Source organism: Klenkia soli (genome assembly GCF_900103975.1).
Lineage (GTDB): Bacteria > Actinomycetota > Actinomycetes > Mycobacteriales > Geodermatophilaceae > Klenkia > Klenkia soli.
Window position 1 is genome coordinate 387,137 of sequence record NZ_FNIR01000001.1, and the last position, 23,616, is coordinate 410,752.

Genomic DNA, 23,616 nt, shown 5'->3' on the forward strand with positions numbered 1-23,616 from the left:
CGCATCATGCTGATGCCCGGTGCCGGGCCGCAACGGGGTGCGGCGCGGGGAGCACGATCGTCCTCCGGTCGACCAGCACCTTCGAGCCCACCACGACCACCCGCGCCGGAGACCGGCCGTTGAAGCTCGTGGCCGTCACCGCCGTGTAGGCACCCATCGCCGGGGTGACCACCAGGTCACCGGGGGCCAGGGGCGGCATCGGGTACCCGCGGACGACGACGTCGACGCTGTCGCAGGTCGGGCCGGCGAGGGTGACCGGCCCGGCGGGCTCGGCCCCGGTCAGCTCCGCAGCCGCCAGCACCAGCGGTGCGGCCTGCTCGGTGAGCACGTTCGAGTAGCTGCCGTAGAGGCCGTCGTCCAGGTGCACCCACCGGCCGTCGGGTCGGTCGGCCACCCCGACCACCCGGCCCACCGCGGTCATCGCCTCGGCCGCGACCACCCGCCCGGGCTCGGCCAGGACCGTCATCCGGCCGGCCAGCGGTGCCAGCAGCGGCCGGATCCCGGCCGCAAGCTCGGCGATGCCGAGCACCGGTGACCGCTGGGCGGACGGGAACCCACCGCCGATGTCGAGCACGTCGAACGGCCGTCCGTGCCGCGCCTCGAGCCGCGCCGCGAGCTCGAGGGTGGCGGTGATCGCCGCGCGGAAGGGCTCGACCGCGTCGAGCTGGCTGCCCACGTGGAAGCTGAAGCCGGCGACCGGTCTGCCGAGCTCCACCGCCTGTGCCACCAGCCGCTCGGCCGTCGTCCGGTCGGCCCCGAACTTGCTGGACAGGTCGACGCCGGCGGCGGCGTTGGAGTAGGCGAGCCGGACCAGCACGCGGGTGTCGGCGGGCAGGACCGTCGTCTTGAGCAGTTCCACCTCGTTGTCGACGACGACGGTGCGGATGCCGAGCTCGGCCAGCACCACCCGTTCCGCCTCGCCGGCGACCGGGTTGCTGTACAGCAACCGGTCGGGCGCCACGCCGAGGGCGGCCACGGCCAGCGCCTCGACCGGGCTGGCCACGTCGAAGCAGGCACCCGCGTCGTGCAGCGCGGCGAGGACCGCGGGGTGGTCCAGGGCCTTCACGGCGTAGTGCAGGCGCACCCCGGGCAGCGCCTCGGCCAGCTCGCGGTACCGGCCGACCGCGACCGCCGGGTCGAGCAGGAGCAACGGGGTGCCGTACCGCTGGGCCAGCACCTGCAGACCGTCCGCCCCGTGCCGGCCCGCGAGCTCGGCGACACGCTGCTGCCGGAACGACGGTCCGACGGGGACGACGGGGACGACGGGGACGACGGGGCGCGGCGTGCGCCAGCCGAACCGGTCGGTGAGCCGGTAACCGCACGAGGCGACCAGGTAGAACACGACGTCGGCGGCCACCTTGCCGGCCAGCAGGCCGAGGGCGGGGTGCGGCAGCAGGGCCGCACCCCAGTAGAGCAGCGCCGGCCGGACCAGCGCGGAGTCCACGACCTCGGCGGGGAGGTACTCCACCAGCCCCAGGCCCAGGCTGCGCCGCAGGAGTCCCCGGCGGACGCCGGCCCGGCGCTGCTCGGCGGCGATGCGGGCCAGCGAGACGCTGTAGAACGCGACCGCCGAGGCCAGGTTGCCGGCCAGCGCGGTCGCGACCAGCGATCCCGTGTGGTGCAGGACCAGCAGGCCCACGCCCAGCAGCGCCGTGGCCGACGCCAGCTCGCTGGGCAGGTAGCGGCGCACCCAGAACCCCAGCCGCGGGAGCACCCGCACCCGGCCGAGACCCCCGGTGCGCCAGCCGGCCCGGTCGGTGAGCCGGTAGGACGACGCGGCGACGGCGTAGAACACCAGGTCGGCCGCGACCTTCCCGGCCAGCAGCCCGAGGGCGGCGTGCGGGACGACCGTGGCGCCCGCCCACAGCGCGGCCGGCCGCACCAGCAGCGAGTCCAGCACCTCGGCCGGCCCGAACTCCGCCAGGCCCAGCCCCGCGGTGCGCGCCGCGAGCACCCGGCCCCGGGAGCCGGCCCGGCGCTGCTCGGCGGCGATCCGCGCGAGGGCGACCGCGTAGAACCCCACGCTCTCGGCGACCGTCGCGGCCACGGCGCTGCCGAGCACCGAGCCGGTGTGCTCGAGGGTCAGCAGGCCGGCCAGCAGGAGCGCCGCGGTGCCCGCCAGCTCGGCGGGCAGGTAGCGGCGCAGCCAGAAGAGCGAGGAACGGAGCAGACGAGCCGTCGTGGAGGTCATGCCCCCCGAGAGGGCTCAGCGGCGGCCCTGATACCTGCCCGGGGCGGTCATCCGACCAGCGAGAGGGCGATGCCGTCGAGGATGTCGTGCTCGCTGACCACGACCTCGTCGAGGGCCAGGGCGTCCATGATCACCCGCAGCACGAGCGAACCGCCGCCGATGACGTCGACCCGCCCGGGGTGCATGACCGGCAGCGCGGCCCGCCGGGCGCGGGTCGACGTCAGCAGGCCGGCGGTGACCGACCGGACGGCTCCGACCGGGATCCGCGAGCCGTGGATGGCCGCGGCGTCGTAGGCCGGCAGCCCCAGGGCCAGTGCGGCCACGGTGGTGACCGATCCGGCGAGGCCGACCAGGGTGGCGGCCTCGCCGACCGGCACCTCGGCGACGACGTCGGCCAGCGCCGCGCGGATGTCGGACTCGGCCCGCTGGATCTGGTCGGCGTCGGGCGGATCGCCGTGCAGGTGCCGCTCGGTCAACCGCACGCAGCCGATGTCCACCGACCGGGCGGCCCGGACGCCGTCGTCGTCGCCGAGCACGAACTCGGTCGACCCGCCGCCGATGTCCACCACCAGGTAGGGGGCGGCCGGCACCGCCGAGCCGTGGGCGGCGGCGGCCGCCGCCAGCGACCCGGTGGCGCCGAGGAAGGACAACCCGGCCTCCTCCAACCCGGGCACGACGTCGGGCAGCTGGCCGAGGGTGGTCTGCACCATCTCCTCGAAGTCGGCCCGGTTCGCGGCGTCGCGGCTCGCGCTGGTGGCCACCATGCGGACCCGCTCGGCGCCCAGCTCCCGGGCCTGCGCGGCGTACCCGGCCAGCACCACCCGGGTGCGCTCGATCGCCTCGGGGGCCAGCCGGCCGGTGGCGTCGACGCCCTGACCGAGGCGGACCACCTCCATGCGGCGCAGCACCTCGGTGTGCCCCCCGACCGGCGGTACGTCGGCGACCAGCAGCCGGATCGAGTTGGTGCCGCAGTCGATCGCGGCGACCCGCGTCACGACGCGCCCTGGTCGGCACCGGTCTGCGGCGCGGCGCAGGGGCCGTGCGCCCACCACTCGCCCATGCCGGCCAGCGCGCGGTCACCGATCGGGTTCACGCCCGGTCCGGCGGCCAGCGCGTGCGCGGCGAGGGCGTGCAGGCACTTCACCCGGTCGGGCATGCCGCCGGCGCTGGCGCGGGTGGGCAGGACGTCGACGGCGTCCCGGGTCGCCAGGAACGCCTCGTGGGCGCGGGTGTAGGCAGCGGCCAGCTCGGGGTCGGTGCCCAGGTCGGCCTGCCACTCCTTCATGAGCCCGGCGGACTCCAGCCGGCTGGCCGCGGCGGTCGCCCGCGGGCAGGTCAGGTAGTAGACGGTCGGGAAGGGGGTGCCGTCCTCCAGGCGGGGCGCGGTCTGCACCACGTCGGGCTGGCCGCACGGGCAGCGGTGCGCCACGCCGGTCAGCGCCCGAGGGGTGCGCCCCAGCTGCCGGGCGACGACCTCGCGGTCCTGGGGGCTGGGTGTCTCGCTCACCGCTGGAGTCTCCCAGGTGCCGGTCTCAGCGCCGCCAGCGCACGACGGCGGCGGCGACCGCGGCGGCCAGCCCCGCCTGGGCAGCCGTGGCCAGACCGGTCGCCAGCGCCGGGGCGCCGACGTCCGCGAGTCCGCCGTCGCCCAGCGAGCCTCCCCCGACGAGCGCGAGCAGCCCCGCCGCGACGCCGACGCCCACCCCGGTGACCACTCCCCAGAGCGCCGCGGTCACGGCGCCGCCGTCGACGTCGGCGAGGCGGCGGGCCATCGCCGTCCCGGCCACGAGGCCGGCCAGCAGCGGCAGCACCTGGGACACGAAGGCCAGCAGCGGCACCGCCTGGGTGTCGGGGAGCCCGGCCAGCAGCGGCAGCGCCGGCACGGCACCCAGCGTCACGCCGCCGGTGGAGACCAGGGTCCCGGCCCCGACGGTGAACCCCGGCCCCGCGGCCAGACCCAGGACGGCCGCGGCGGCGTTGGGCAGCAGCAGCACGCTGAGGCCGACCAACCCCACCGCCCCGGCACTCGCCCCGCCCAGGCTGGTGGCCAGCGCAGCCGCACCGCCGATGTCGGCGGCCACCGCCACCGCGACGACCACCAGCGCCAGGGCCAGCAGCGCGAGCACCCCCGCGAGCACCCCGCGCGCGAGCGCCCGGCCCGGCCCCGGGGCACGGTCCAGCAGGTCGCCGGCCACCCCGGACTCCCGGGCCGCGCCCCAGCCCGCGGCCACCAGCGGCAGCAGCACGGCCCCCGGCAGCGCCCGGAGCAGGCCGACGGAGGCGCCCGGCGTGGTCACGACCAGCGCGAGCAGCAGGACCAGGACGGCGTGCCCAGCACCGATGGCCGCCACCACCGTGCCGACGGCGCGCCGACCGGAGACGTCCCGCCGGAGGACCACCCAGCGTGCGGCGCTCGAGGCCCCCCAGCCGATCGCCGCGGTGAGCAGCAGCGGCGCCAGCACGATCGTCCCGGAGGGCAGCCGGAGGCCCGCGCCGTGGGCCAGCAGCCAGAGCCGGGCGGCGAGGGCGGTGTCGGCACCGACGCCGAGCCCGCCGCTCGGGTCCAGAGCGGCGAGGACGACCAGGGCGAGGGTCAGCACCAGCAGGCCGACCGCGGTGACGGCCGCGGACGTAGCCAGGGCCAGCATCGCCAGCGGCAACCGGACGCGGTCACCGCCACGGTCGGAGGATCGGGTCAGCAACGGGCGCACCCCACCACTCTCCCAAGTCCGTCGTGGCACCGGGCCCGCACCCGCCGGTCGGACCCCGGACATCGCCGACGCCCTCCGGCGGCAGGAAGGCCGAGACCCGCCCCGGCAGGTGCCGGGGCGGGTCTCGGTGGGTGGGACGTGGTGGCTCAGGCGTCGCCCGAGGACCGGGGCTGCTCGCCGTCGCCCCGGTGCTCGGCACCGTGCTCGCCGTCGCGCTCGGCATCGCGCGCCGGGGGCGGCGGCGGGGTGCTGCCGGCGGCGTACGTCGGCGGCGCCGGGGGCTGACCACCGGTGGACGACGTGCTCCACCCGCCGGCCGAGGAACCGCTCTGCTGCCCCTCGGACGCCGAGGGCTGACCGTAGGAGGAGGGCTGGCCCCATCCGCCGGGCTGACCCGCCTGACCGGACTGGCCCGGCAGACCGCCCTGGCCCGGCTGCCCGTAGGCCGGGGTCGGCGGCTGGCCGTACCCGCCCGGCTGACCCTGCTGGCCGAACCCGGACTGCTGCGGCGCGCCGTACCCGCCCGGCTGGCCGAACCCGCCCTGCTGCGGACCGCCCTGCTGGGGACCACCGTGCTGGGGACCACCGTGGCCGGGGCCGCCCTGGCCGGGCTGGCCGAACTGCGGGGCCGGCTGGTTGGCCCACTGGGCGGCGTTGGCCAGCCCACCGTGCAGGGCCGGCTTGTTCTTCAGCTCGGGCAGCAGCCCGAGGACCGCGAAAGCCAGGGCCGCTGCCGACACCAGGAACGTCAGCAGGGCGAGGAACGAGAAGGAGGACCCCACGTAGCCGAAGTCGCTGAAGGTCTGGATCCACGCGATGAGGGTGAGCAGGAAGGCGAGCCCGGTGAGCCCGACGGTGACGAAGCTGCGGGGGAAACCGAGCTTCAGGTCGAGGAAGGCCGGGAGCAACGCCCACACGGCCGCGACGAGCAGCAGCACGAAGGCGAAGGTGACCAGGCCGTAGTCGAAGCCGTTGACGGACTGCGAGCCGTAGCCGAAGCCGATGTCCACGGTCTTCCACGGCAGCAGGCTGAAGACCAGGAACAGCACCGCGGCACCGGCCACGACGTAGTCACCGACCTTGAGCTTCTTCAGGTCGAAGCCACCGCCGGAGGAGGGCTGGCCGAAGCCGCCCTGCTGGCCGTACTGCGGCTGGCCGGGCTGGCCTGGCTGGCCGTAGCCGCCCTGCGGGGCACCGTAGCCACCCTGCGAGGGGGCCGGCTGGCCGTAGCCACCGGGCTGCTGGCCGTAGCCGGCCGGGGGCTGACCGGGCTGGCCGGGGCCACCCGACTGCGGGCCGGGCTGCTGGCCGGGCTGCTGGCCGTAGCCGCCGGACTGCTGGCCCGGCTGGCCGTAGCCGCCGGGCTGCTGGCCGTAGCCGGGAGGCTGCTGGCCGTAGCCGGAGGGACCCTGGCCGGGACCTCCCGGCGTCTGGTCGGGTCCACTGCTCGTCATCGCTCGACTTCTCCCCTGAGGTCCACCGTCTGGTTCGTGATCAGCATGTCAGGCTGCCGCGACGCATCGTCCCCAGCACCTGCACGCAGCGCAAGCGCAACGCAGCGGGGCCCCTCCGGGAGGAGGGACCCCGCTGCGCGGGTGCTGCTAGGCGCCGAGGAGCTCGCGCATGAGGCGCGCGGTCTCGGACGGCGTCTTGCCGACCTTGACCCCGGCGGCCTCGAGGGCCTCCTTCTTGGCCTGCGCGGTGCCGGCCGAGCCGGACACGATCGCGCCGGCGTGGCCCATGGTCTTGCCCTCGGGGGCGGTGAAGCCGGCGACGTAGCCGACGACCGGCTTGGTCACGTTGGCCTTGATGAACTCGGCCGCCCGCTCCTCGGCGTCGCCGCCGATCTCGCCGATCATCACGATGGCCTCGGTCTCCGGGTCGTCCTGGAAGGCCTGCAGCGCGTCGATGTGCGTGGTGCCGATGACCGGGTCGCCGCCGATGCCGATGGCGGTGGAGAAACCGATGTCCCGCAGCTCGTACATCATCTGGTAGGTCAGCGTGCCCGACTTCGAGACCAGCCCGATCTTGCCGGCCTGGGTGATGTTCGCCGGGATGATGCCGGCGTTGGAGCGGCCGGGGCTGATCAGGCCGGGGCAGTTGGGCCCGATGATGCGGGTGCTCTTGCCCTGGGCGTAGGCCCAGAACTCGGTGGAGTCGTGCACCGGGATGCCCTCGGTGATGACCACGCACAGCCCGATGCCGGCGTCCACGGCCTCGACGACGGCGCCCTTGGCGAACTTCGGCGGCACGAAGACGACGGTGACGTCGGCGCCGGTCTCCTTCATGGCCTCGGCGACGGAGCCGAACACCGGCACGGAGGTGCCGTCGAAGTCGACGGTCTGGCCGGCCTTGGAGGGGTTCACGCCACCGACCACGGCGGTGCCGGAGGCCAGCATGCGCTGGGTGTGCTTGCGGCCCTCCGACCCGGTGATGCCCTGCACGATGACCTTGCTGTTCTCGGTGAGGAAGATGCTCATGTCTACGGTTCCGTTCTGGTCAGCAGGTCGGGATCAGGCGGCGGCGAGCTCGGCGGCCCGGCGGGCGGCGCCGTCCATGGTGTCGACCACGGTGACCAGCGGGTGGGCGGCCTCGGCGAGGATGCGCCGGCCCTCCTCGACGTTGTTGCCGTCGAGCCGGACGACGAGGGGCTTGGTGGCCTCGTCGCCGAGGATCTCCAGCGCCGACACGATGCCGTTGGCGACCGCGTCGCAGGAGGTGATGCCGCCGAAGACGTTGACGAACACGCTCTTCACGGCGGCGTCGCCGAGGATGATGCCCAGGCCGTCGGCCATGACCTGCGCCGAGGCGCCGCCGCCGATGTCCAGGAAGTTGGCCGGGCGGACCCCGCCGAACTCCTCGCCGGCGTAGGCGACGACGTCCAGGGTGCTCATGACCAGGCCGGCACCGTTGCCGATGATCCCGACCTCGCCCTCGAGCTTGACGTAGTTGAGGCCCTTCTCCTTGGCCGCGGCCTCGAGCGGGTCGGCCGCGGCGGCGTCCTCGAGGGCGTCGTGCCCGGCCTGCCGGAAGGCGGCGTTCTCGTCGAGGGTCACCTTGCCGTCGAGGGCGAGGACGGTGCCGTCGGGTGCCTTGGCCAGCGGGTTGACCTCGACCAGGGTGGCGTCCTCCTTCGAGAAGACGTCCCACAGCTTGATCGCGATCTCGACGACCTGGTCGCGGACCTCGGCGGGGAAGTTCGCCGCGTCGACGATCTCCTCGGCCTTGGCGCGGTCCACGCCCACGGTGGCGTCGACGGCGATGCGGGCCAGCGCCTCGGGCTTGGTCACCGCGATCTCCTCGATCTCCATGCCGCCCTCGACGCTGGCCATGGCCAGGAAGGTGCGGTTGGAGCGGTCGAGCAGGTAGGAGAAGTAGTACTCCTCGGCGATGTCGCTGGCCTTGGCGACCATGACCTGCCGGGTGATGTGCCCCTTGATGTCCAGGCCCAGGATGTCGGTCGCGCGGGCCTTGGCCTCCTCGGGGGTGTCGGCGAGCTTGACGCCTCCGGCCTTGCCCCGGCCGCCGACCTTGACCTGGGCCTTGACGACGACCTGGCCCGCGATGTCGCGGGCGATGGCCTCGGCCTGCTCAGGGGTCTCGGCTACGCCGCCGGGGAGCACGGGCACGCCGTGCGCTGCGAACATGTCACGGGCCTGGTACTCGAAGAGATCCACGAAGAGGCACCGTAACGCCACCGCAACCCCGCTGCCGACCTCTCGTTGCACTCCGTGGGACGCATCACAGCGTCCGCACCCGTCACCGTCGACGAGGGAGCACCCGTGCGAAGAGGAACGACCGTCCTGCTGGCCACCGCGCTCGTCGGCTCGGGGGCGGTCCTCGCCCCCGCCGCCGCGGTCGAGACCGAGATCGTGCCCCGCGACCTGACGATCACCGTCACCGGCCTGGGCACCGAGGGCCGCACCTGCCAGGTGGACGCCGACCTGTACGTGCCGGCCGGGGTCGACGCCGACCACCCCGCGCCCGCGGTGCTCACCACCAACGGCTTCGGGGGCACCAAGGCCGACCAGGCCGACCTCGCCCAGGGCCTGGGCGAGCAGGGCTACGTCACGCTCGCCTACACCGGCCTGGGCTTCGTGGACGGCGACCTGTGCCCGATCACCCTGGACGACCGGGCGCACGACGGCGAGGCGGCCAGCCAGCTCCTCCGCTTCCTGGGCGGCGACCCCGCCGTCGCCGCCGTGGACGACGCGACCGGGGAGCCCGTCGTCGTCGACCAGGTCGTGCGGCAGGACGCCACGACCGGCACCCCGCACGACCCCGCGGCCGGGATGATCGGCGGCTCCTACGGCGGCCAGGTGCAGTACGCCGCGGCCGCCGTCGAGCACGAGGCCGGCACCGACCGGCTGGACGTGATCGTCCCGCTGATCACCTGGAACGACCTGTCCTACTCCCTGGCCCCGGAGAACAGCGGGATCTCCCCCACCTCGGTGAGCTCGACGCAGACCGGGCTGCCCAAGTACCAGTGGATGGCGCTGTTCACCGTGCTGGGCGTGGTCAACGGGCTGCAGGATCTCCCGGCGGTCACCGACCCGGCCCAGCTGGCGAACCTGACCGGTGGCAACTGCGCGGACTTCGACGCCCGGGTCTGCACCGCCCTGCTCGAGGTCGCCACGGTCGGGTACCCGAGCGCGGCGTCGATCGAGTTCCTGCGCGAGCGGTCGGTGGCCTCCTACCTGCCCGACGTCACCGTGCCGACGCTGATCGCGCAGGGGCAGGCCGACACCCTGTTCGACCTGCAGGAGTCGGTGGCGACCTACACCGCGCTGCGCGACCAGGGCACGCCGACCGCGCTGGTCTGGCAGTCCTGGGGGCACAGCGACCTGACCCCGCAGCCCGGTGAGCTCGACATGCGCCACCCCGAGGACTCGGTGCAGGGCCGGCAGGTGCTGGCCTGGTTCGACCACCACCTGCGCGGTGCCGGCCCGGCCCCGGAGCTCGGCTTCTCCTACTACCGGGACTGGGTGCACGCCGACACCGGTGACGTGTCCGCCGCGTACGCGCACAGCGACACCTTCCCGGTCGGCGCGCCGGAGTCGCTGTACCTGTCCGGCGCTGGTGACCTGGTGACCGACCCGGCCGCCGTCGTCGCCGGGTCGGCGTCCTGGAGCTCCGTGGCGCCGGTGGGTCCCGGCTACACGGAGACCTCGTTCCTCGACCAGACCCTGCCGGTGACCGACCCGCCCGGGACGGCGGCCCGGTTCACCTCCCCACCCCTCACCGCGCCGGTCGACGTGGTCGGCTCCCCGGAGCTGACCGTGACCCTGGCCGCCCCGACGGTCGCCGCCACGCAGGCCCTCGGTCCGGCCGGTCAGCTGACGCTGGTCGCCAAGCTGTACGACGTGGGGCCCGACGGCGCGGTCGAGCTGCCGCACCGGCTGGTCAGCCCGGTGCGGGTGGCCGACCTGACGCAGCCGGTCACGGTGCAGCTGCCCGGCATCGTGCACCGGTTCGAGACCGGGCACTCGCTGGCCGTGGTCCTCGCCGGGGGCGACCTGGCCTACCGCGGGTCGACGCTGCCGCAGCCGGTCACGGTGCTCACCGGCCCGGGTTCGACCGGCGAGCTCGTGCTGCCGGTCACCGGCTGAGGAACCGCTCGGCCGCGTCGTCCTCGTCCTCGTCCACGTCCACGTCGACGGGGCGGCCCGGCTGCCAGCGCCAGGCCAGCGCGGTCAGCCCGACCGCGACCAGCCCGACCACGAGGAGCCCCGCGCCGGGGAGCGTCCAGTCCAGGTCCGGGGAGTGCACGGCGTCCCGCAACCCGGACAGGCCCGCCTGCAGGACGGCCACCGCCACCGCGAGCAGACCCCCGACCGCGGCCAACCGGGGGCGGAGCGAGGCGGACACGACCGCGGTCAGCAGCAGCGCCGCGGCCAGCACCAGACCGCCCAGCAGGGCCAGCCCCGGTCGCTCCAGCAGCGCCCGGGGGCCCTCGGCGGTCACCACCGTGACCAGGCCGGTCGCGGGGTCGGTGACCAGCTGGTCGGGGACGTCGGCGGCCGGCAGCGCCAGGCACAGCACGGCGACCGCCCCGAGCAGCACGGCCGCACCGCCGAGGGCCGGGCGCAGGGGGTCCAGCGACCCGGCGTCCTCCATCACCGTGCGCCCCCACGCGGCGACGGCGAGAACCCCGGCCAGCACCGTCGTCCCCAGGGCCACGACACCGAGCACCCATCCCGGGCCGGTGACCACCGAGCTGGTGACCACGAGGTCCCCGGCGAGCACCTCGACGCCGGGCCGCGCGGTCGACGTCGTGCCCTGGTAGAGCTCGATCAGCAGGTGCCCGACCGCCAGCCCGCCGGTCACCCCGGCGTAGGCGAGCCCGAACCGGGGCACCCGGCCCAGCACGGTGAGCACGCCGACGGCCACGGCCACCAGCGGCGTCACGAGGGCGACCAGGACGTCGAGGGGACCGCCGGCCAGCGAGAGCTGGACCCCGCCCACGACCAGGTAGCCGGGGAAGACCGCGGCCACGCCGACCAGGCCGGCCACCGCCAGCAGGCCACCGGCCACCCGGGCCACGGGCGGCACCGGGCCGACGACCAGCCGGTCCACCGGCGCGGGGGCCCCACGGCTCCTGCGGGACGCCGCCGGCCCACGACGGGCCTGCGCCGTGCTGCGGGACCGCTGCGCACCCGTCGTGCGGGCCGTCGGCGGACGTCCCTGCTGCTTTCCGCTCCTGCGCGTGGCCACCTGGGCCTCCTCGGGTGGGGATCGTCGACCGACCGTGACCGCATCGTGATCGTGTCGGGGGGTCATGTGTGACGTCCGGCACACGGGGGCATTACGGTCGGATGAACGGGGCATGCATGGTGAGCCCCACCACATCCCGCCCCAGGAGGAGCCGGTGACGACGTCCACGTCCGTCCCAGCGTGGCACGGCGCCCCCTCGGTCGTGGTCAACGGCGTGTCCGGCGTGGCCGGTGCCGCCCGCGCGCTGCGCGGCCTCTGCACCCCCGCGACCCTGACCGGCGGCCTGACCGAGCTCGCCTGGGTCGGGGCGCACGCCCTGCTCTGGCCACTGGGCACCCGGGCCGAGGTCCCCGTCCCCGACGCCCGCTGCCGCCCCGACCGGCAGCCGCCGTCCGTGCGGGCGTTCTTCGCAGCCGACCCGCTCGCCGCACGGGTGCCGGTCGTGCTCGTGCACGGCATGGTCGACAACCGGTCCATCTTCACGGTGATGAGCCGGTCGCTGCGGCGGCGCGGCTTCACGTCGGTCAGCACCTGGAACTACAGCCCGCTGGTCCAGGACGTCCGGGTCGCGGCCGGTCAGCTGGCCGAGCACCTGGCGCGGGTCTGCGAGCAGACCGGGCACGACCGCGTCCACGTGGTCGGGCACAGCCTGGGCGGCATCGTCGCGCGCTACCTGGTCCAGTGCGGCGACGCCGACCGGGTCGCCTCGTTGACCACCCTGGGGTCCCCGCACGGCGGCACCCTGTGGGCACACGCGGTGCCCACACCGCTCATCCGCCAGCTGCGGTCGGGCTCCGACCTGATGGCCGAGCTCGACCGCCCCGCCCCGGGCGTCGACATCCCGGTCACGGCCGTCTACAGCGACCTCGACCAGCTGGTGCTCCCGGTCAGCCACGGTCGCTGCGACCACCCGGACCTGCGGGCCCGCAACGTGCTGGTGCACGGGGTGGGGCACATGTCCCTGCCCATCCACCGGGCCGTGGTCGACGAGGTGGCGGCCACGCTGGCCGGTCACCGCGCGACGGGCCGCGGCACGCACGTCGCCGCCGCCTGACACATCTCCGCACGTCCTCGGGCAGATCACGCCCGGGTCCGCGGGCTGCACATACCAGGTCCGCACGAGGCGACGCCGTCGTGCGGCGAGAAGTCGACAGACCGACACGCCGCCCGGTTCCCGGGCCCAGACCGTCACTCGTGGTCACAATGCGATCACGCAGTCGGCGGTCCCGCTGACTGCTCGCGCCGGTCCCGACCGGCCGCCGACCCGCTCCCCCGGGGGTGGGCCCCACGAGAGGCGGTGCCCGGATGTCCCGACACGGCCTGGTGGGCCCCCCGCGGCCCGGCCGTCCGGTCCGCGACCGCTCGGTGCTCGAGGCACCTGCCCGCGACTCCGTGGACGACCTGCTGGACGTCCTCGACCCGGACCTGTCCCCCGACCCCTTCGCGGAGTCCCCGCAGCCGGTCGCCACCGTGCTGACCACCGCCTCCGCCTCGCCCGCCTCCGCCTCGCCCGCCACCTCCGCGGTGGTCCCCGCGGTGAGCCGCACAGCCGGACGACACCGCCTGCCGCGCCCTCCGCGCCGGCGCGGAGGGCTCCTGCTGGCCGCGCTGACCGTCGGCGGCGTCCTCGCCGCCGTGCTCGGCAGCACGAGCACCCCGCCCCCCGCAACGCCCGTGGCGGGTGACGGCGACTACGGCCTGTCCGCCACCGACGCCAACTTCGCCGGCGGCACCGAGGACGCCGACGCCCGCCGCGACCTCAGCGCCGCCGAGGCCAGCGCCCGGCTCGCCGACCTGGCCGCCTCCCGCGCCGAGCGCGAGCCGGACTTCGTGCTCCCCACCGACGGCGTGGAGACCACCTGCTACTGCATGCGCTGGGGCCAGATGCACTGGGGCATCGACCTCGCCGCGCCGCTGGGCACCCCGATCGTCGCCGCCGCGGACGGCGTCGTGCTGCGCGCCGGCCCGGCCACCGGCTACGGCAACGCCATCTACATCCAGGACGCCGACGGCAACGTCGAGATCTACGGCCACATGCGCTACCTCTACGTCCAGGCCGGCGACGTCGTCTCCGCCGGGGACCTCATCGCGAAGGTCGGCAGCGAGGGCCAGTCCACGGGCCCGCACCTGCACTTCGAGATCCACGTCGGCTCCATGGACGGCCGCCCCACCGACCCCGCCGCCTGGCTGAACGACCGCGGCATCGAGGTCCCGGGGGCCTGAGGCCCTACAGCTTCACGACCGGGGCGTAGCGCAGGACCAGGCGCTTGGTGCCGCCGGTGCCGAAGTCGACGGTGGCCTGGGCCTTGTCGCCGACGCCGTTGATCTCGACCACGGTGCCGAGGCCGAAGGCGTCGTGGCTGACCCGGTCGCCCACGTCGACGCTGATCACCTGCCGGTTGCCCACCCCGCCGAGCAGACCACCGGTCGACAGCCCGGTCGCGGCCACCCGTCGCTGGGCGGAGCCGTAGGCCGCCGACGGCTTCGGGTCGATGCCGGTCCAGTGCACGGCGTCCCCGGGCAGCTCGTCGAGGAACCGCGACGGCGGGTTGTAGGCCGGCTGCCCCCACGAGGTGCGCACGGTGGCCCGGGACAGGAACAGCCGCTCCCGGGCCCGGGTGATGCCGACGTAGGCCAGTCGGCGCTCCTCCTCCAGCTCCTTGCTGTCGCCCAGGGCGCGCAGGTGCGGGAAGACGCCGTCCTCGAGCGCGGTGAGGAAGACGACCGGGAACTCCAGGCCCTTGGCGGTGTGCAGCGTCATCATGGTGACCACCCCGGCGTCGTCGCCGGCGACGGGGATCTGGTCGGCGTCGGCCACCAGCGAGACCTGCTCGAGGAAGTCGGTGACCGTGCCCTCGGGGTTCACCGCCTCGAACTCGGCGGCCACGCTGACCAGCTCGTGCAGGTTGTCGACCCGACCCTCGTCCTGCGGGTCGGTCGAGGCCTCGAGCTCGCCCAGCAGGCCGCTGCGCTCGAGGATCGACTCCAGGAGCGCGCTGGGCCCCGAACCCGTGGCCAGCAGGTGCTCGAACTCCTCGAGCAGCGAGACGAACTCCTGGATGTTCTTCAACGACCGGGTCGCCAGGCCCGGTGCCTCGTCCGCCCGGCGCAGCGCGGTCGCGAAGGCGATGCGCTCGCGGTCGGCGAAGGTCTCGACGCACGCCTCGGCGCGGTCGCCGATGCCGCGCTTGGGGGTGTTGAGCACCCGCCGCAGGCTGACGACGTCGGTGGGGTTGCTGACCACCTTGAGGTAGGCCAGCGCGTCGCGGACCTCCTTGCGCTCGTAGAAGCGCACCCCGCCGACGACCTTGTAGGGCATGCCGACCCGGATGAACACCTCCTCGAAGACGCGGGAGGCGTTGTTGGTGCGGTAGAAGACCGCGATGTCCTTGGGCCGGGCATCACCGGCGTCGACCAGCTTGTCGATCTGCTCGGCGACCCAGGCGGCCTCGTCGTGCTCGTTCTCGCCGACGTAGCCCTCGATGAGCTCGCCGTCGCCGGCGTCGGACCACAGGTTCTTCGGCCGCCGCGCGGTGTTGCGGGCGATGACCTGGTTGGCCGCCCGCAGGATGCGCTGGGTGGAGCGGTAGTTCTGCTCCAGCACGATCGTGGTGGCCTCGGGGTAGTCGCGCTCGAACTCGTCGATGTTGCGGATGGTCGCGCCGCGGAAGGCGTAGATCGACTGGTCGGCGTCACCGACGACGCACAGCTCCGCCGGGGGCACCGGACCCCCGGGGAACCCGACCAGCTCGCGGACGAGGGCGTACTGCGCGTGGTTGGTGTCCTGGTACTCGTCGACCAGCACGTGCCGGAACCGGCGGCGGTAGTGCTCGGCGACGTCGGGGAAGGCCTGCAGCAGGTTGACCGTGGTCATGATCAGGTCGTCGAAGTCCATGGCGTGCGCCTCGCGCAGCCGCCGCTGGTAGAGCGCGTACACCTCGCCCAGCACCTTCTCGGGTGCCGTCTGCGGGGCGAAGGACTCCTCGTCGACCAGCTCGTTCTTCAGGTTGGAGATCTGGGTGGCCAGGCTGCGCCCCGGGTAGCGCTTGGCGTCGAGGTCGAGGTCGCGGGCCACCATGGTCATCAGCCGGACCGAGTCGCCCTGGTCGTAGATGGTGAACGAGCTCTTCATGCCGAGCTTGGCGGCCTCGGCGCGCAGGATGCGCACGCACATGGAGTGGAACGTGGACACCCACATGGCCCGCGCCCGCGGCCCGACCAGCTGGGCCACCCGCTCCTTCATCTCGCCGGCGGCCTTGTTGGTGAAGGTGATCGCCATGATCTCGCCCGGGGTCGCCCCGCGGGCACCGAGCAGGTAGGCGATGCGGTGGGTCAGCACCCGGGTCTTGCCCGACCCGGCGCCGGCCACGATGAGCAGCGGACCGCCCTCGTGGACCACGGCGTCGCGCTGCGGGCCGTTGAGCCCGGCGAGCATGCGCTCGAGCTCTCGACCCACCTGCCCGGAGGTGCGGCGGGGCAGGGCTGCGGTTCCCGGGAGGGAGATCTGGGGGCTGCTCATGACGCCGTCGAGCTTAGGCGCCGGTACCGACAGCGCCCGGGCGTCCACAGGGTGCTGGCTCCGCCCGGGATGGTGTGGCAGACTCCGCGGCGTGCTGAGCGTGCGGGAGTTTTCCTACGGCCACCGGGTTCCGGTCGCCGTCCCTCAGCGCTAGCCACTGACAGACGAGACCCCGGGCCCGCAGAGCCCGGGGTTTTTGCGTTCCCGGGGTCCGACGGCCTCCCCCACCAGGAGGTACGACCATGAGCACCACCCTCGAGAACGCCCCCACCGCCGACGAGGCCGCCGCCCGGATCGGCGAGCTGCGGGTGGAGATCGACACCTGCGACGCCGAGATCATCCGGCTGGTGCAGCAACGGCTGGCCATCTCGCAGGAGATCGGCACCCTGCGGCGCTCGACCGGCGGCACCCGGCTCTCGCTGTCCCGTGAGCAGCAGGTCCTCGCCCGCTTCCAGCAGGCGCTGGGCACCGACGGCGCAGCGCTGGGCATGATGCTGCTCCGCCAGGGCCGCGGCCGGCTCTGACCGCCGACTACCGTCGCCCCCCGTGACCCAGCCTCCTGCACCCCCCGCCGAGCACGTCGACCGCGTCCTGTGCGTGCTGGCCCACCCCGACGACGTCGACTTCGGCAGCGCCGGCACCGTCGCCACCTGGACCGACGCCGGCACCGAGGTTGTCTACTGCCTGGTCACCGACGGCGACGCCGGGGGCTTCGACGACACCCCGCGCGACCAGATGGGCCCGCTGCGCCGGGCCGAGCAGACCGCCGCGGCCGCGCACGTCGGCGTCACGCAGCTGCACTGGCTGGGCTACCCCGACGGCCGGGTCGAGCAGACCCTGGAGCTGCGCCGCGACATCGCCCGGGTCATCCGGCAGGTCCGCCCCGACCGCGTGGTGACCACCTCCCCGGAGCGGATGTGGGACCGGGTCGGCGCCAGCCACCCCGACCACATGACCGTCGGCGAGGCCACCCTGCGCGCGGTCTACCCCGACGCCCGCAACCCCTTCGCCTTCCCCGAGCTGCTGGCCGACGAGGGGCTCGAGGCGTGGACGGTCTCCGAGGTGTGGCTGTCGGCCAGCCCGCGGGCGCACCACGCGGTCGACGTCACCGACACCGCCGAGCGCAAGTTCGCCGCCCTGGAGTCGCACGTCACCCAGGTGTCGCACCAGCCCGAGGGACAGCTGCGGGAGTTCGTCGGCGGCTGGATGCGGCAGACCGCCCGCACCCACGGCCTCCCCGACGGCCGCCTCGCCGAGGCCTTCCAGATCGTCCACACCGCGTGATCTGTCGTCCTCCGGACGACACCGCGGCCAAGGGCCGTCCCCGGGTGCGACGAGCGTGTCCGTCCACCCCTCGGCGACCCTCCGGGCCACCTCTGGGTGAACCAGGCCGTCACTCCAGTTTTCGGGCCATCACCCAGCGGGTGAGCTCGTTGCGGTTGGAGAGCTGGAGCTTGCGCAGCACGTTCGAGGCGTGCGACTCCACCGTCTTGACCGAGATGAACAGCCGCTGGCCGATCTCGCGGTAGGTGTAGCCACGGGCCAGCAGCTGCATGACCTCGCGCTCGCGCGCGCTGAGCAGGTCGAGGCCGGGGTCGACGTCCGGCTCGGGCGCGGGGGTGGCCGGGCCGGCCGAGAAGGCGTCCAGCACGAAGCCGGCCAGCCGCGGGGAGAACACCGCGTCGCCCTCGGCCACCCGGGCGACGGCGTCCCGCAGGTCCGGGCCGCTGATCGTCTTGGTGACGTAGCCGCGGGCCCCGGCCCGGATGACGGCGATGACGTCCTCGGCGGCGTCGGACACCGACAGCGCCAGCCAGCGGACGTCGGGCAGCTCGGTGCGCAGGGTCTCGAGCACCGCGCGGCCACCGCCGCCGGGCAGGTGCACGTCGAGCAGGACGACGTCCGGTCGGGTGGCCCGCACCCCGGCGACCGCCTCGGGGACGTCGGCCGCCTCGCCGACCACCTCGACGGCGTCGCCCAGCTCGGCCCGCACCCCCGAGCGGACCATGGCGTGGTCGTCGACGAGGAACACCCTGGTCATGTCGTCCTCCTCGGCAGCGTCAGCTCCACCTCGGTGCCGGCCCCGGGCATCGAGTGCACGACGGCCGACCCGCCGACCCGCTGCAGGCGCCCGACCACGGAGTCGCGCAGACCCCGGCGGTCGTCGGGCACCGCTGCGGGGTCGAACCCCGCACCGCGGTCGCGCACGAACACCGTCACCGCCGCGGGGGTCACCTCGCTGTACAGGGCCACCTCGGTGGCCCCGGAGTGCTTGGCCGCGTTGACGACGGCCTCCCGGGTGGCCCGGGCGAGGGCGTCGACGGCCTCGTCGGCCGGCAGATCACCGACCACGACCGGGTCGACGGTGACCTCGTGGTCGGCCTCCACCTCGGCGACCAGCCGGCCCACGAGCCCCGCCCAGGTCCCACCGGTCGCCTCGGCCGGGGCGTAGAGCCAGCTGCGCAGCTCGCGCTCCTGACCGCGGGCCAGCCGCGTCACCTGGGCGGGGTCGCCGGCGTGCTTCTGCACCAGGGCCAGGGTCTGCAGCACCGAGTCGTGCAGGTGCGCGGCGACCGCGGCCCGCTCCTCGGACCGGATGCGGGCCGACCGCTCCTGCGCGCGGGAGTCCAGCAGCCGCCGCCACAGCGGCGCGGTGGCCAGCCCGATGCCGACCAGCACCACCAGGGTGGCCACGAACCCGTTGCGGGCGTTGGCCAGCTGACCGGTCGTGGCCAGCAGCAGCACGACGCCACCGCCGGCCAGCAGCACGCCCACCACCAGGCCCCAGCGGGCCGAGCGGGCGTCGACCCGGTCGGTGTCGAGCTGGTACCAGATGACGGCCAGCCCGGCCCCGGCCAGCACCAGGGGGACGACGACGTCCCCGCGCGCCCAGGTGTCCAGCCGGCTGGACAGGACGACGGCCAGGAACCCGACGACGACCAGCCCGGCGATCTGCCGCCGGCTGGTCACCCCGGTCCGCAGCGGGCGGGGGGCACCGGCCGGCGCCGCCTTCATCGTGAACCACAGGATCGCGTAGCCGACCACCCCGACGCCGGCGACGGCCAGCAGCACGTAGGCGATCCGGACCAGGACGGGGTCCAGCCGCAGGTGGTCGGCGGTGCCGGCCGCGACGCCGCCGAGCAACCGGCCCTCGCGGGGGCGGAGCAGCGGCGGCCGGTCGGGGCGCACGGGCACCTGCTCCGATCCGGCGCGGCCCGGCAGCGTCGTCGTCACGGCGCCATCGTGCCCCGACCCGCACCCCCGGGACATCGGGGAACACCCTGAGTGGTGGGCCCGGCCCGGGGATGGGGGACGGACCAGGGTGTTCCCCGATACCGTCGGGCCCCTCCCGCGGACAGGCTGATCGGCATGACGACCTCGACTCCCCCTCCCCCGCTGCCGCCCTACCCCGAGCCCCCGAGCGGCGCGACGCCGCCGCCCCCCGCGGCCCGACCGCCGCTGCGCCGCAGCCGCACCGACAAGGTGATCGGCGGCGTCAGCGGTGGCCTGGCCGAGTACACCGGCATCGACACCCTGCTGTGGCGGGTCGGCTTCATCGCGCTGGTCTTCGCCGGCGGCACCGGTTTCGTCGTCTACCTGCTGCTCTGGCTGCTGATGCCGGCGCGACCGGTCGACCCCGCCGCGGCCGCCGCACCGAGCGCGCCGCCGGAGCCGCGGTCCCCCGTCCCCGGCATCACGGTCGCCGTGCTGCTGATCGTCGTCGGGCTGACCGCGCTGGTCGCCCGGACCACCGCCTGGAGCCCGGGGCCGGTCGTGTTCCTGGGCATCGCCCTGCTGGTGGTGGGCCTCGGGCTCGGCACCGGCGCGTTCGTCGGCGGCCGCTCGTCCCGCGGGCCGCTCATCGCCCTGGGCGTGCTGCTCTCCTTCGCGCTGCTGCTGGCCTCGGCCGGTTCCGGCTGGCGGGACCACTCCCGCGGCGGGGTCGGCGACCGCAGCTACGCGCCGGAGACCGCCGGCGCGGTGCGGTCGACCTACGAGTCCGGCGTCGGCGACCTCGACCTGGACCTCTCGGGGGTCGACGTGTCCGACCTGTCCGCGCCCATCACCACGACGGTGAACGCGGGGCTGGGCGACGTCGACGTCGTCGTCCCCGAGTCCGCGGACGTGCAGGTGACCGTGCAGAACGGGGTCGGCGAGTCCGACGTCCTCGGGCTGGGCTCGGACGGCGGCTTCTCCCCCGGCACCGGCTCGCAGCCCTGGACCGGCGACGGCACCGCCGAGATCGTGCTGACCGTGGAGTCCGGGCTCGGCGACGTGACGGTGTCCCGTGGCTGAGCCGACCCCGACCCCCGCCGCCGACCACCCCGAGGAGACCGCGATGCAGACCGACCCGACCAGCGACCGGCAGACCACCGAGCAGTTCGGCACCGGTCCCCGCGACACGGCCGTCCTCCCCGACGACCGGGCCGACGAACGAGCCCAGACCCACGGGACGGCGACCTGGGCCGCCGCACCGGTGACCAAGCCGGCGGCCCGCCGCTCCCCCGACCTGGTGGCCCTGGTCGCCGGGGTCGTGTTCTGCCTCATCGCGGTGCTGGGGCTGGTCGGCACCTCGCTGCCGGGCTGGGTGTTCGGCGGTGGGCTGGTCGCCGTGGTGCTGGTGGTCATCGGCGTCGGCGTCCTGGTCGCCGAACTCCGCCGCTCCCGCAGCTGACCGCCCCGGGGTCGTCTTCCCGCACCGAAGTCCGTCGCCCTCCACCAGATCTGGTGGAGGGCGACGGAGTTCGATCAGGTGCCCTGATCAAAGCTGCGGGGGCGGGGTCACTCCCACTCGATGGTGCCCGGGGGCTTGCTCGTCACGTCCAGGGTCACGCGGTTGACCTCGGCCACCTCGTTGGTGATCCGGGTCGAGATCCTCGCCAGCACGTCGTAGGGCAGCCGGGTCCAGTCCGCGGTCATCGCGTCCTCGCTGGAGACCGGGCGCAGCACCACCGGGTGGCCGTAGGTGCGGCCGTCGCCCTGCACGCCGACCGACCGGACGTCGGCCAGCAGCACCACGGGGCACTGCCAGATCTCCCGGTCCAGGCCGGCGGCGGTGAGCTCGGCGCGGGCGATGGCGTCGGCCTTGCGCAGCGTGTCCAGCCGCTCGGCGGTCACCTCGCCCACGATGCGGATGCCCAGGCCCGGCCCCGGGAACGGCTGGCGCCACACGAGCGACTCGGGCAGGCCCAGCTGCAGGCCGACCTCGCGCACCTCGTCCTTGAACAGCGTGCGCAGCGGCTCGACGAGGGTGAAAGTCAGGTCCTCGGGCAGCCCGCCCACGTTGTGGTGGCTCTTGATGTTCGCCGTGCCGGTGCCGCCGCCGGACTCGACGACGTCGGGGTAGAGCGTCCCCTGCACCAGGAACTCGACGGTCTCGCCGTGCGCCTGGGCGTCGGCGACGACGTCGGTGGCGGCGGTCTCGAAGACCCGGATGAACTCCCGGCCGATGATCTTGCGCTTCTGCTCGGGGTCGCGCACCCCGGCCAGCGCGGTGAGGAACTGCTCACGGGCATCCACCACCCGCAGGTCGGCGCCGGTGACGGCGACGAAGTCGCGCTCGATCTGCTCGGTCTCGCCCTCGCGCATCAGGCCGTGGTCGACGTAGACGCACGTGAGCTTGTCGCCGATCGCCCGCTGCACGAGTGCCGCGGCCACCGCGGAGTCGACCCCGCCGGACAGCGCGCACAACGCCCGCTTGTCGCCGATCCGGGCGCGGATCGCCTCGACCTGCTCCTCGACGACGTTGGCCATCGTCCAGGTCTTCTCCAGGCCGGCGATGTCGAACAGGAAGTGCTCGAGCACCGTCTGCCCGTGCGCGGTGTGCTTCACCTCGGGGTGGAACTGCACACCGGCCAACCGGCGGTCGACGTCCTCGAAGGCCGCGACGGGGGCGCCGGTGGAGGTGGCGGTGACGGTGAACCCGGGCGGGGCCGCGGAGACGGCGTCGCCGTGGCTCATCCACACCGACTGCTCCACCGGCGTCTCGCCGAACAGCCGGTTCTCGGTGGTGACGGTCAGCGGGGTGCCGCCGTACTCGCGGTCGCCGGTGTGCGCGACCGTGCCGCCGAGCGACTGCGCCATGGCCTGGAAGCCGTAGCAGATGCCGAAGGCGGGCACCCCGGCCTCGAACAGCGCCGGGTCGACCTGCGGGGCCCCCTCGGCGTAGACCGACGACGGCCCGCCGGACAGCACGATGGCCGCCGGCTTGCGGGCCAGCACCTCGGCCACGGGGACGTCGGAGCCCACGAGCTCGGAGTAGACCCCGGCCTCGCGGATGCGGCGGGCGATCAGCTGCGCGTACTGCGCGCCGAAGTCGACGACCAGGACGGTCGGGAAGTCCACCCTCAACCCCCGATGACCAGGTCGACCCGCTGGAACTCCTTGAGGTCCCGGTAGCCGGTCTTGGCCATCGTGCGGGCCAGCGCGCCGAACAGGTTGGTGCGCCCGTCGGCCTCGACCGCGGGGCCGTTCAGCACCTGCTCCAGCGGAGCGGTGACGCCCACCGGACCCGACACCTCGCCGCGGGGCAGGCGGGGGTGCGCGGCGACGGAGTCCCACCAGGCACCACCGGCCGGGGCCTCGGCCGCCGAGCGCAGCGGCTCGCCCAGCTGGACGGCGTCGGCACCGCAGGCCAGCGCCCGGGCGATCGCGCCGGAGGTCTCGATGCGCCCGTTGGCGATGACGTGCACGTACCGGCCACCGGTCTCGTCGAGGTAGTCGCGGCGGGCTGCGGCGGCGTCGGCGATGGCGGTGGCCAGCGGCACCCGCACGCCCATGACGGCGTCGCCGGTGGAGGCGCTGTCGGCCCCGATGCCGACGATCACCCCGGCCGCGCCGGTGCGCATGAGGTGCAGGGTGGTCTGGTAGTCGGCGGCACCGCCCACGATCACCGGCACGTCGAGGTCGGCGATGAACTCCTTGAGGTTCAGGGAGTCGTCCTGGGTGGTGACGTGCTCGGCCGAGACGATGGTGCCCTGGATGACCAGCAGGTCGACCCCGGCCGCGAGCACCGCCGGGGCGTAGGCCTCGGTGTGCTGCGGGCTGATCCGCACCGCGGAGGTGACGCCGGAGTCGCGCAGCTCCTTGACCCGGGCGGTGATCAGGTCGGTCTTCACCGGCTCGCGGTAGAGCCGCTGCAGCAGGGCCGTCGAGGACTCCCCCGACGCCGCGGCCTCGCGCAGCTGGGCGTAGACGTCGGCCGGGTCGTGGTAGCGGGTCCACAGGCCCTCGGCGTTGAGCACGCCCAGCCCGCCGGCCTGCCCGACGGCGACGGCGGTGGCCGGGCTCATCACGGCGTCCGAGGCACTGGCGACCAGCGGGATCCCGAAGCGGAAGGCGTCGATCTGCCACGCCGTGGAGACGTCGTCGACGTCCCGGGTGCGACGGCTGGGCACGATGGAGACCTCGTCGAGGTCGTAGCCGCGGCGGGCGAAGCGGTTCAGCCCGATCTCGACGTTGTCACGCACTGGCACTGCTGG

General features: G+C 74.7%; 20 protein-coding genes. 7 read left to right on the plus strand and 13 right to left on the minus strand.

Annotation, left to right across the window (positions count from 1 at the left end; all coding sequences use genetic code 11):
• Positions 1 to 4: 4 nt before the first annotated feature.
• The 7 genes from BLS67_RS24010 to sucC all read right to left on the minus strand — a co-directional run bounded on the left by BLS67_RS24010 (position 5) and on the right by sucC (position 8,579).
• Positions 5 to 2,191, minus strand: a complete 2,187-nt coding sequence (locus tag BLS67_RS24010; protein ID WP_207500175.1) for a type III PLP-dependent enzyme domain-containing protein — start codon at positions 2,189 to 2,191, stop codon at positions 5 to 7.
• A gap of 47 nt (positions 2,192 to 2,238) precedes the next feature.
• The gene (locus BLS67_RS02010) at positions 2,239 to 3,186 is read right to left on the minus strand and encodes a Ppx/GppA phosphatase family protein (protein ID WP_091238627.1); all 948 of its coding nucleotides are present in this window, start codon (positions 3,184 to 3,186) and stop codon (positions 2,239 to 2,241) included.
• Entirely contained in the window at positions 3,183 to 3,698 is a 516-nt protein-coding gene (locus BLS67_RS02015; RefSeq protein ID WP_091238630.1) for a DUF501 domain-containing protein, read from the minus strand. The genes BLS67_RS02010 and BLS67_RS02015 overlap by 4 nt, the downstream gene beginning before the upstream one ends.
• Before the next feature lie 25 nt (positions 3,699 to 3,723).
• Entirely contained in the window at positions 3,724 to 4,902 is a 1,179-nt protein-coding gene (locus tag BLS67_RS02020; protein WP_091238634.1) for a cell division protein PerM, read from the minus strand.
• A gap of 146 nt (positions 4,903 to 5,048) precedes the next feature.
• Positions 5,049 to 6,356 (minus strand): hypothetical protein, encoded by a 1,308-nt coding sequence (locus BLS67_RS23630; protein WP_165617434.1) that lies wholly within the window; start codon positions 6,354 to 6,356, stop codon positions 5,049 to 5,051.
• A gap of 147 nt (positions 6,357 to 6,503) precedes the next feature.
• Positions 6,504 to 7,382 carry a succinate--CoA ligase subunit alpha gene (gene sucD / locus BLS67_RS02030; protein ID WP_091238637.1) on the minus strand — a complete coding sequence of 293 codons (879 nt, stop codon included), beginning with the start codon at positions 7,380 to 7,382 and terminating at the stop codon, positions 6,504 to 6,506.
• A gap of 33 nt (positions 7,383 to 7,415) precedes the next feature.
• Positions 7,416 to 8,579, minus strand: a complete 1,164-nt coding sequence (sucC, locus tag BLS67_RS02035) for an ADP-forming succinate--CoA ligase subunit beta (protein ID WP_091238641.1) — start codon at positions 8,577 to 8,579, stop codon at positions 7,416 to 7,418.
• A gap of 105 nt (positions 8,580 to 8,684) precedes the next feature.
• Here sucC and BLS67_RS02040 point away from each other — a divergent pair, with 105 nt between their 5' ends.
• Positions 8,685 to 10,511 carry a CocE/NonD family hydrolase gene (locus BLS67_RS02040; protein ID WP_165617435.1) on the plus strand — a complete coding sequence of 609 codons (1,827 nt, stop codon included), beginning with the start codon at positions 8,685 to 8,687 and terminating at the stop codon, positions 10,509 to 10,511.
• Here the strand turns inward: BLS67_RS02040 and BLS67_RS02045 are convergent.
• Positions 10,501 to 11,616, minus strand: coding sequence for a hypothetical protein (locus tag BLS67_RS02045; RefSeq protein ID WP_242653722.1), 1,116 nt, complete (start codon positions 11,614 to 11,616; stop codon positions 10,501 to 10,503). The two genes, BLS67_RS02040 and BLS67_RS02045, sit on opposite strands and share 11 nt — an antisense overlap.
• 154 nt (positions 11,617 to 11,770) lie before the next feature.
• On the opposite strand from BLS67_RS02045, the gene BLS67_RS02050 reads away from it, so the two are divergent.
• A complete protein-coding gene (locus tag BLS67_RS02050; RefSeq protein WP_242653724.1) occupies positions 11,771 to 12,670 on the plus strand; it encodes an alpha/beta fold hydrolase in 900 nt (299 codons plus the stop codon).
• Between the two features lie 251 nt (positions 12,671 to 12,921).
• Positions 12,922 to 13,839: a M23 family metallopeptidase gene (locus BLS67_RS02055; RefSeq protein WP_091238650.1), complete on the plus strand. Its 918-nt coding sequence runs from the start codon at positions 12,922 to 12,924 to the stop codon at positions 13,837 to 13,839.
• 4 nt (positions 13,840 to 13,843) lie between these two features.
• Here the strand turns inward: BLS67_RS02055 and pcrA are convergent, their stop codons facing one another.
• Positions 13,844 to 16,135, minus strand: coding sequence for a DNA helicase PcrA (gene pcrA, locus BLS67_RS02060; protein ID WP_091238654.1), 2,292 nt, complete (start codon positions 16,133 to 16,135; stop codon positions 13,844 to 13,846).
• 242 nt (positions 16,136 to 16,377) lie between these two features.
• Here pcrA and BLS67_RS02065 point away from each other — a divergent pair, with 242 nt between their 5' ends.
• Together BLS67_RS02065 and BLS67_RS02070 are read left to right on the plus strand one after the other, a co-directional pair.
• A complete protein-coding gene (locus tag BLS67_RS02065; RefSeq protein WP_091238657.1) occupies positions 16,378 to 16,659 on the plus strand; it encodes a chorismate mutase in 282 nt (93 codons plus the stop codon).
• Positions 16,660 to 16,681: 22 nt separating this feature from the next.
• Entirely contained in the window at positions 16,682 to 17,419 is a 738-nt protein-coding gene (locus tag BLS67_RS02070; RefSeq protein ID WP_091238661.1) for a PIG-L deacetylase family protein, read from the plus strand.
• A 109-nt stretch (positions 17,420 to 17,528) separates the two neighbouring features.
• Here BLS67_RS02070 and BLS67_RS02075 read toward each other — a convergent pair whose 3' ends face one another.
• On the minus strand, positions 17,529 to 18,176 hold the full coding sequence (locus BLS67_RS02075) for a response regulator (protein ID WP_091238666.1): 648 nt from the start codon (positions 18,174 to 18,176) through the stop codon (positions 17,529 to 17,531).
• Positions 18,173 to 19,369, minus strand: a complete 1,197-nt coding sequence (locus tag BLS67_RS02080) for an ATP-binding protein (protein WP_242653726.1) — start codon at positions 19,367 to 19,369, stop codon at positions 18,173 to 18,175. Before BLS67_RS02080 ends, BLS67_RS02075 begins: the two co-directional genes overlap by 4 nt.
• Before the next feature lie 135 nt (positions 19,370 to 19,504).
• Here BLS67_RS02080 and BLS67_RS02085 point away from each other — a divergent pair, with 135 nt between their 5' ends.
• Positions 19,505 to 20,431, plus strand: coding sequence for a PspC domain-containing protein (locus BLS67_RS02085; protein WP_091238673.1), 927 nt, complete (start codon positions 19,505 to 19,507; stop codon positions 20,429 to 20,431).
• Positions 20,424 to 20,810 (plus strand): hypothetical protein, encoded by a 387-nt coding sequence (locus BLS67_RS02090; RefSeq protein ID WP_091238677.1) that lies wholly within the window; start codon positions 20,424 to 20,426, stop codon positions 20,808 to 20,810. Before BLS67_RS02085 ends, BLS67_RS02090 begins: the two co-directional genes overlap by 8 nt.
• Before the next feature lie 107 nt (positions 20,811 to 20,917).
• On the opposite strand, the gene guaA is transcribed toward BLS67_RS02090, so the two are convergent.
• Together guaA and BLS67_RS02100 are read right to left on the minus strand one after the other, a co-directional pair.
• Entirely contained in the window at positions 20,918 to 22,480 is a 1,563-nt protein-coding gene (gene guaA, locus BLS67_RS02095) for a glutamine-hydrolyzing GMP synthase (protein WP_242653728.1), read from the minus strand.
• A 2-nt stretch (positions 22,481 to 22,482) separates the two neighbouring features.
• Entirely contained in the window at positions 22,483 to 23,604 is a 1,122-nt protein-coding gene (locus BLS67_RS02100; protein WP_091238683.1) for a GuaB3 family IMP dehydrogenase-related protein, read from the minus strand.
• Positions 23,605 to 23,616 lie beyond the last annotated feature (12 nt).

Bases quoted from the DNA above. Each gene is read 5' to 3' on its own strand.
- BLS67_RS02055 (WP_091238650.1), top strand. From the start codon at position 12,922: ATGTCCCGACACGGCCTGGTGGGCCCCCCGCGGCCCGGCCGTCCGGTC.
- BLS67_RS02085 (WP_091238673.1), top strand. From the start codon at position 19,505: ATGACGACCTCGACTCCCCCTCCCCCGCTGCCGCCCTACCCCGAGCCC.
- sucD (WP_091238637.1), bottom strand. From the start codon at position 7,382: ATGAGCATCTTCCTCACCGAGAACAGCAAGGTCATCGTGCAGGGCATC.
- BLS67_RS02075 (WP_091238666.1), bottom strand. From the start codon at position 18,176: ATGACCAGGGTGTTCCTCGTCGACGACCACGCCATGGTCCGCTCGGGG.
- BLS67_RS23630 (WP_165617434.1), bottom strand. From the start codon at position 6,356: ATGACGAGCAGTGGACCCGACCAGACGCCGGGAGGTCCCGGCCAGGGT.
- BLS67_RS24010 (WP_207500175.1), bottom strand. From the start codon at position 2,191: ATGACCTCCACGACGGCTCGTCTGCTCCGTTCCTCGCTCTTCTGGCTG.
- BLS67_RS02065 (WP_091238657.1), top strand. From the start codon at position 16,378: ATGAGCACCACCCTCGAGAACGCCCCCACCGCCGACGAGGCCGCCGCC.
- pcrA (WP_091238654.1), bottom strand. From the start codon at position 16,135: ATGAGCAGCCCCCAGATCTCCCTCCCGGGAACCGCAGCCCTGCCCCGC.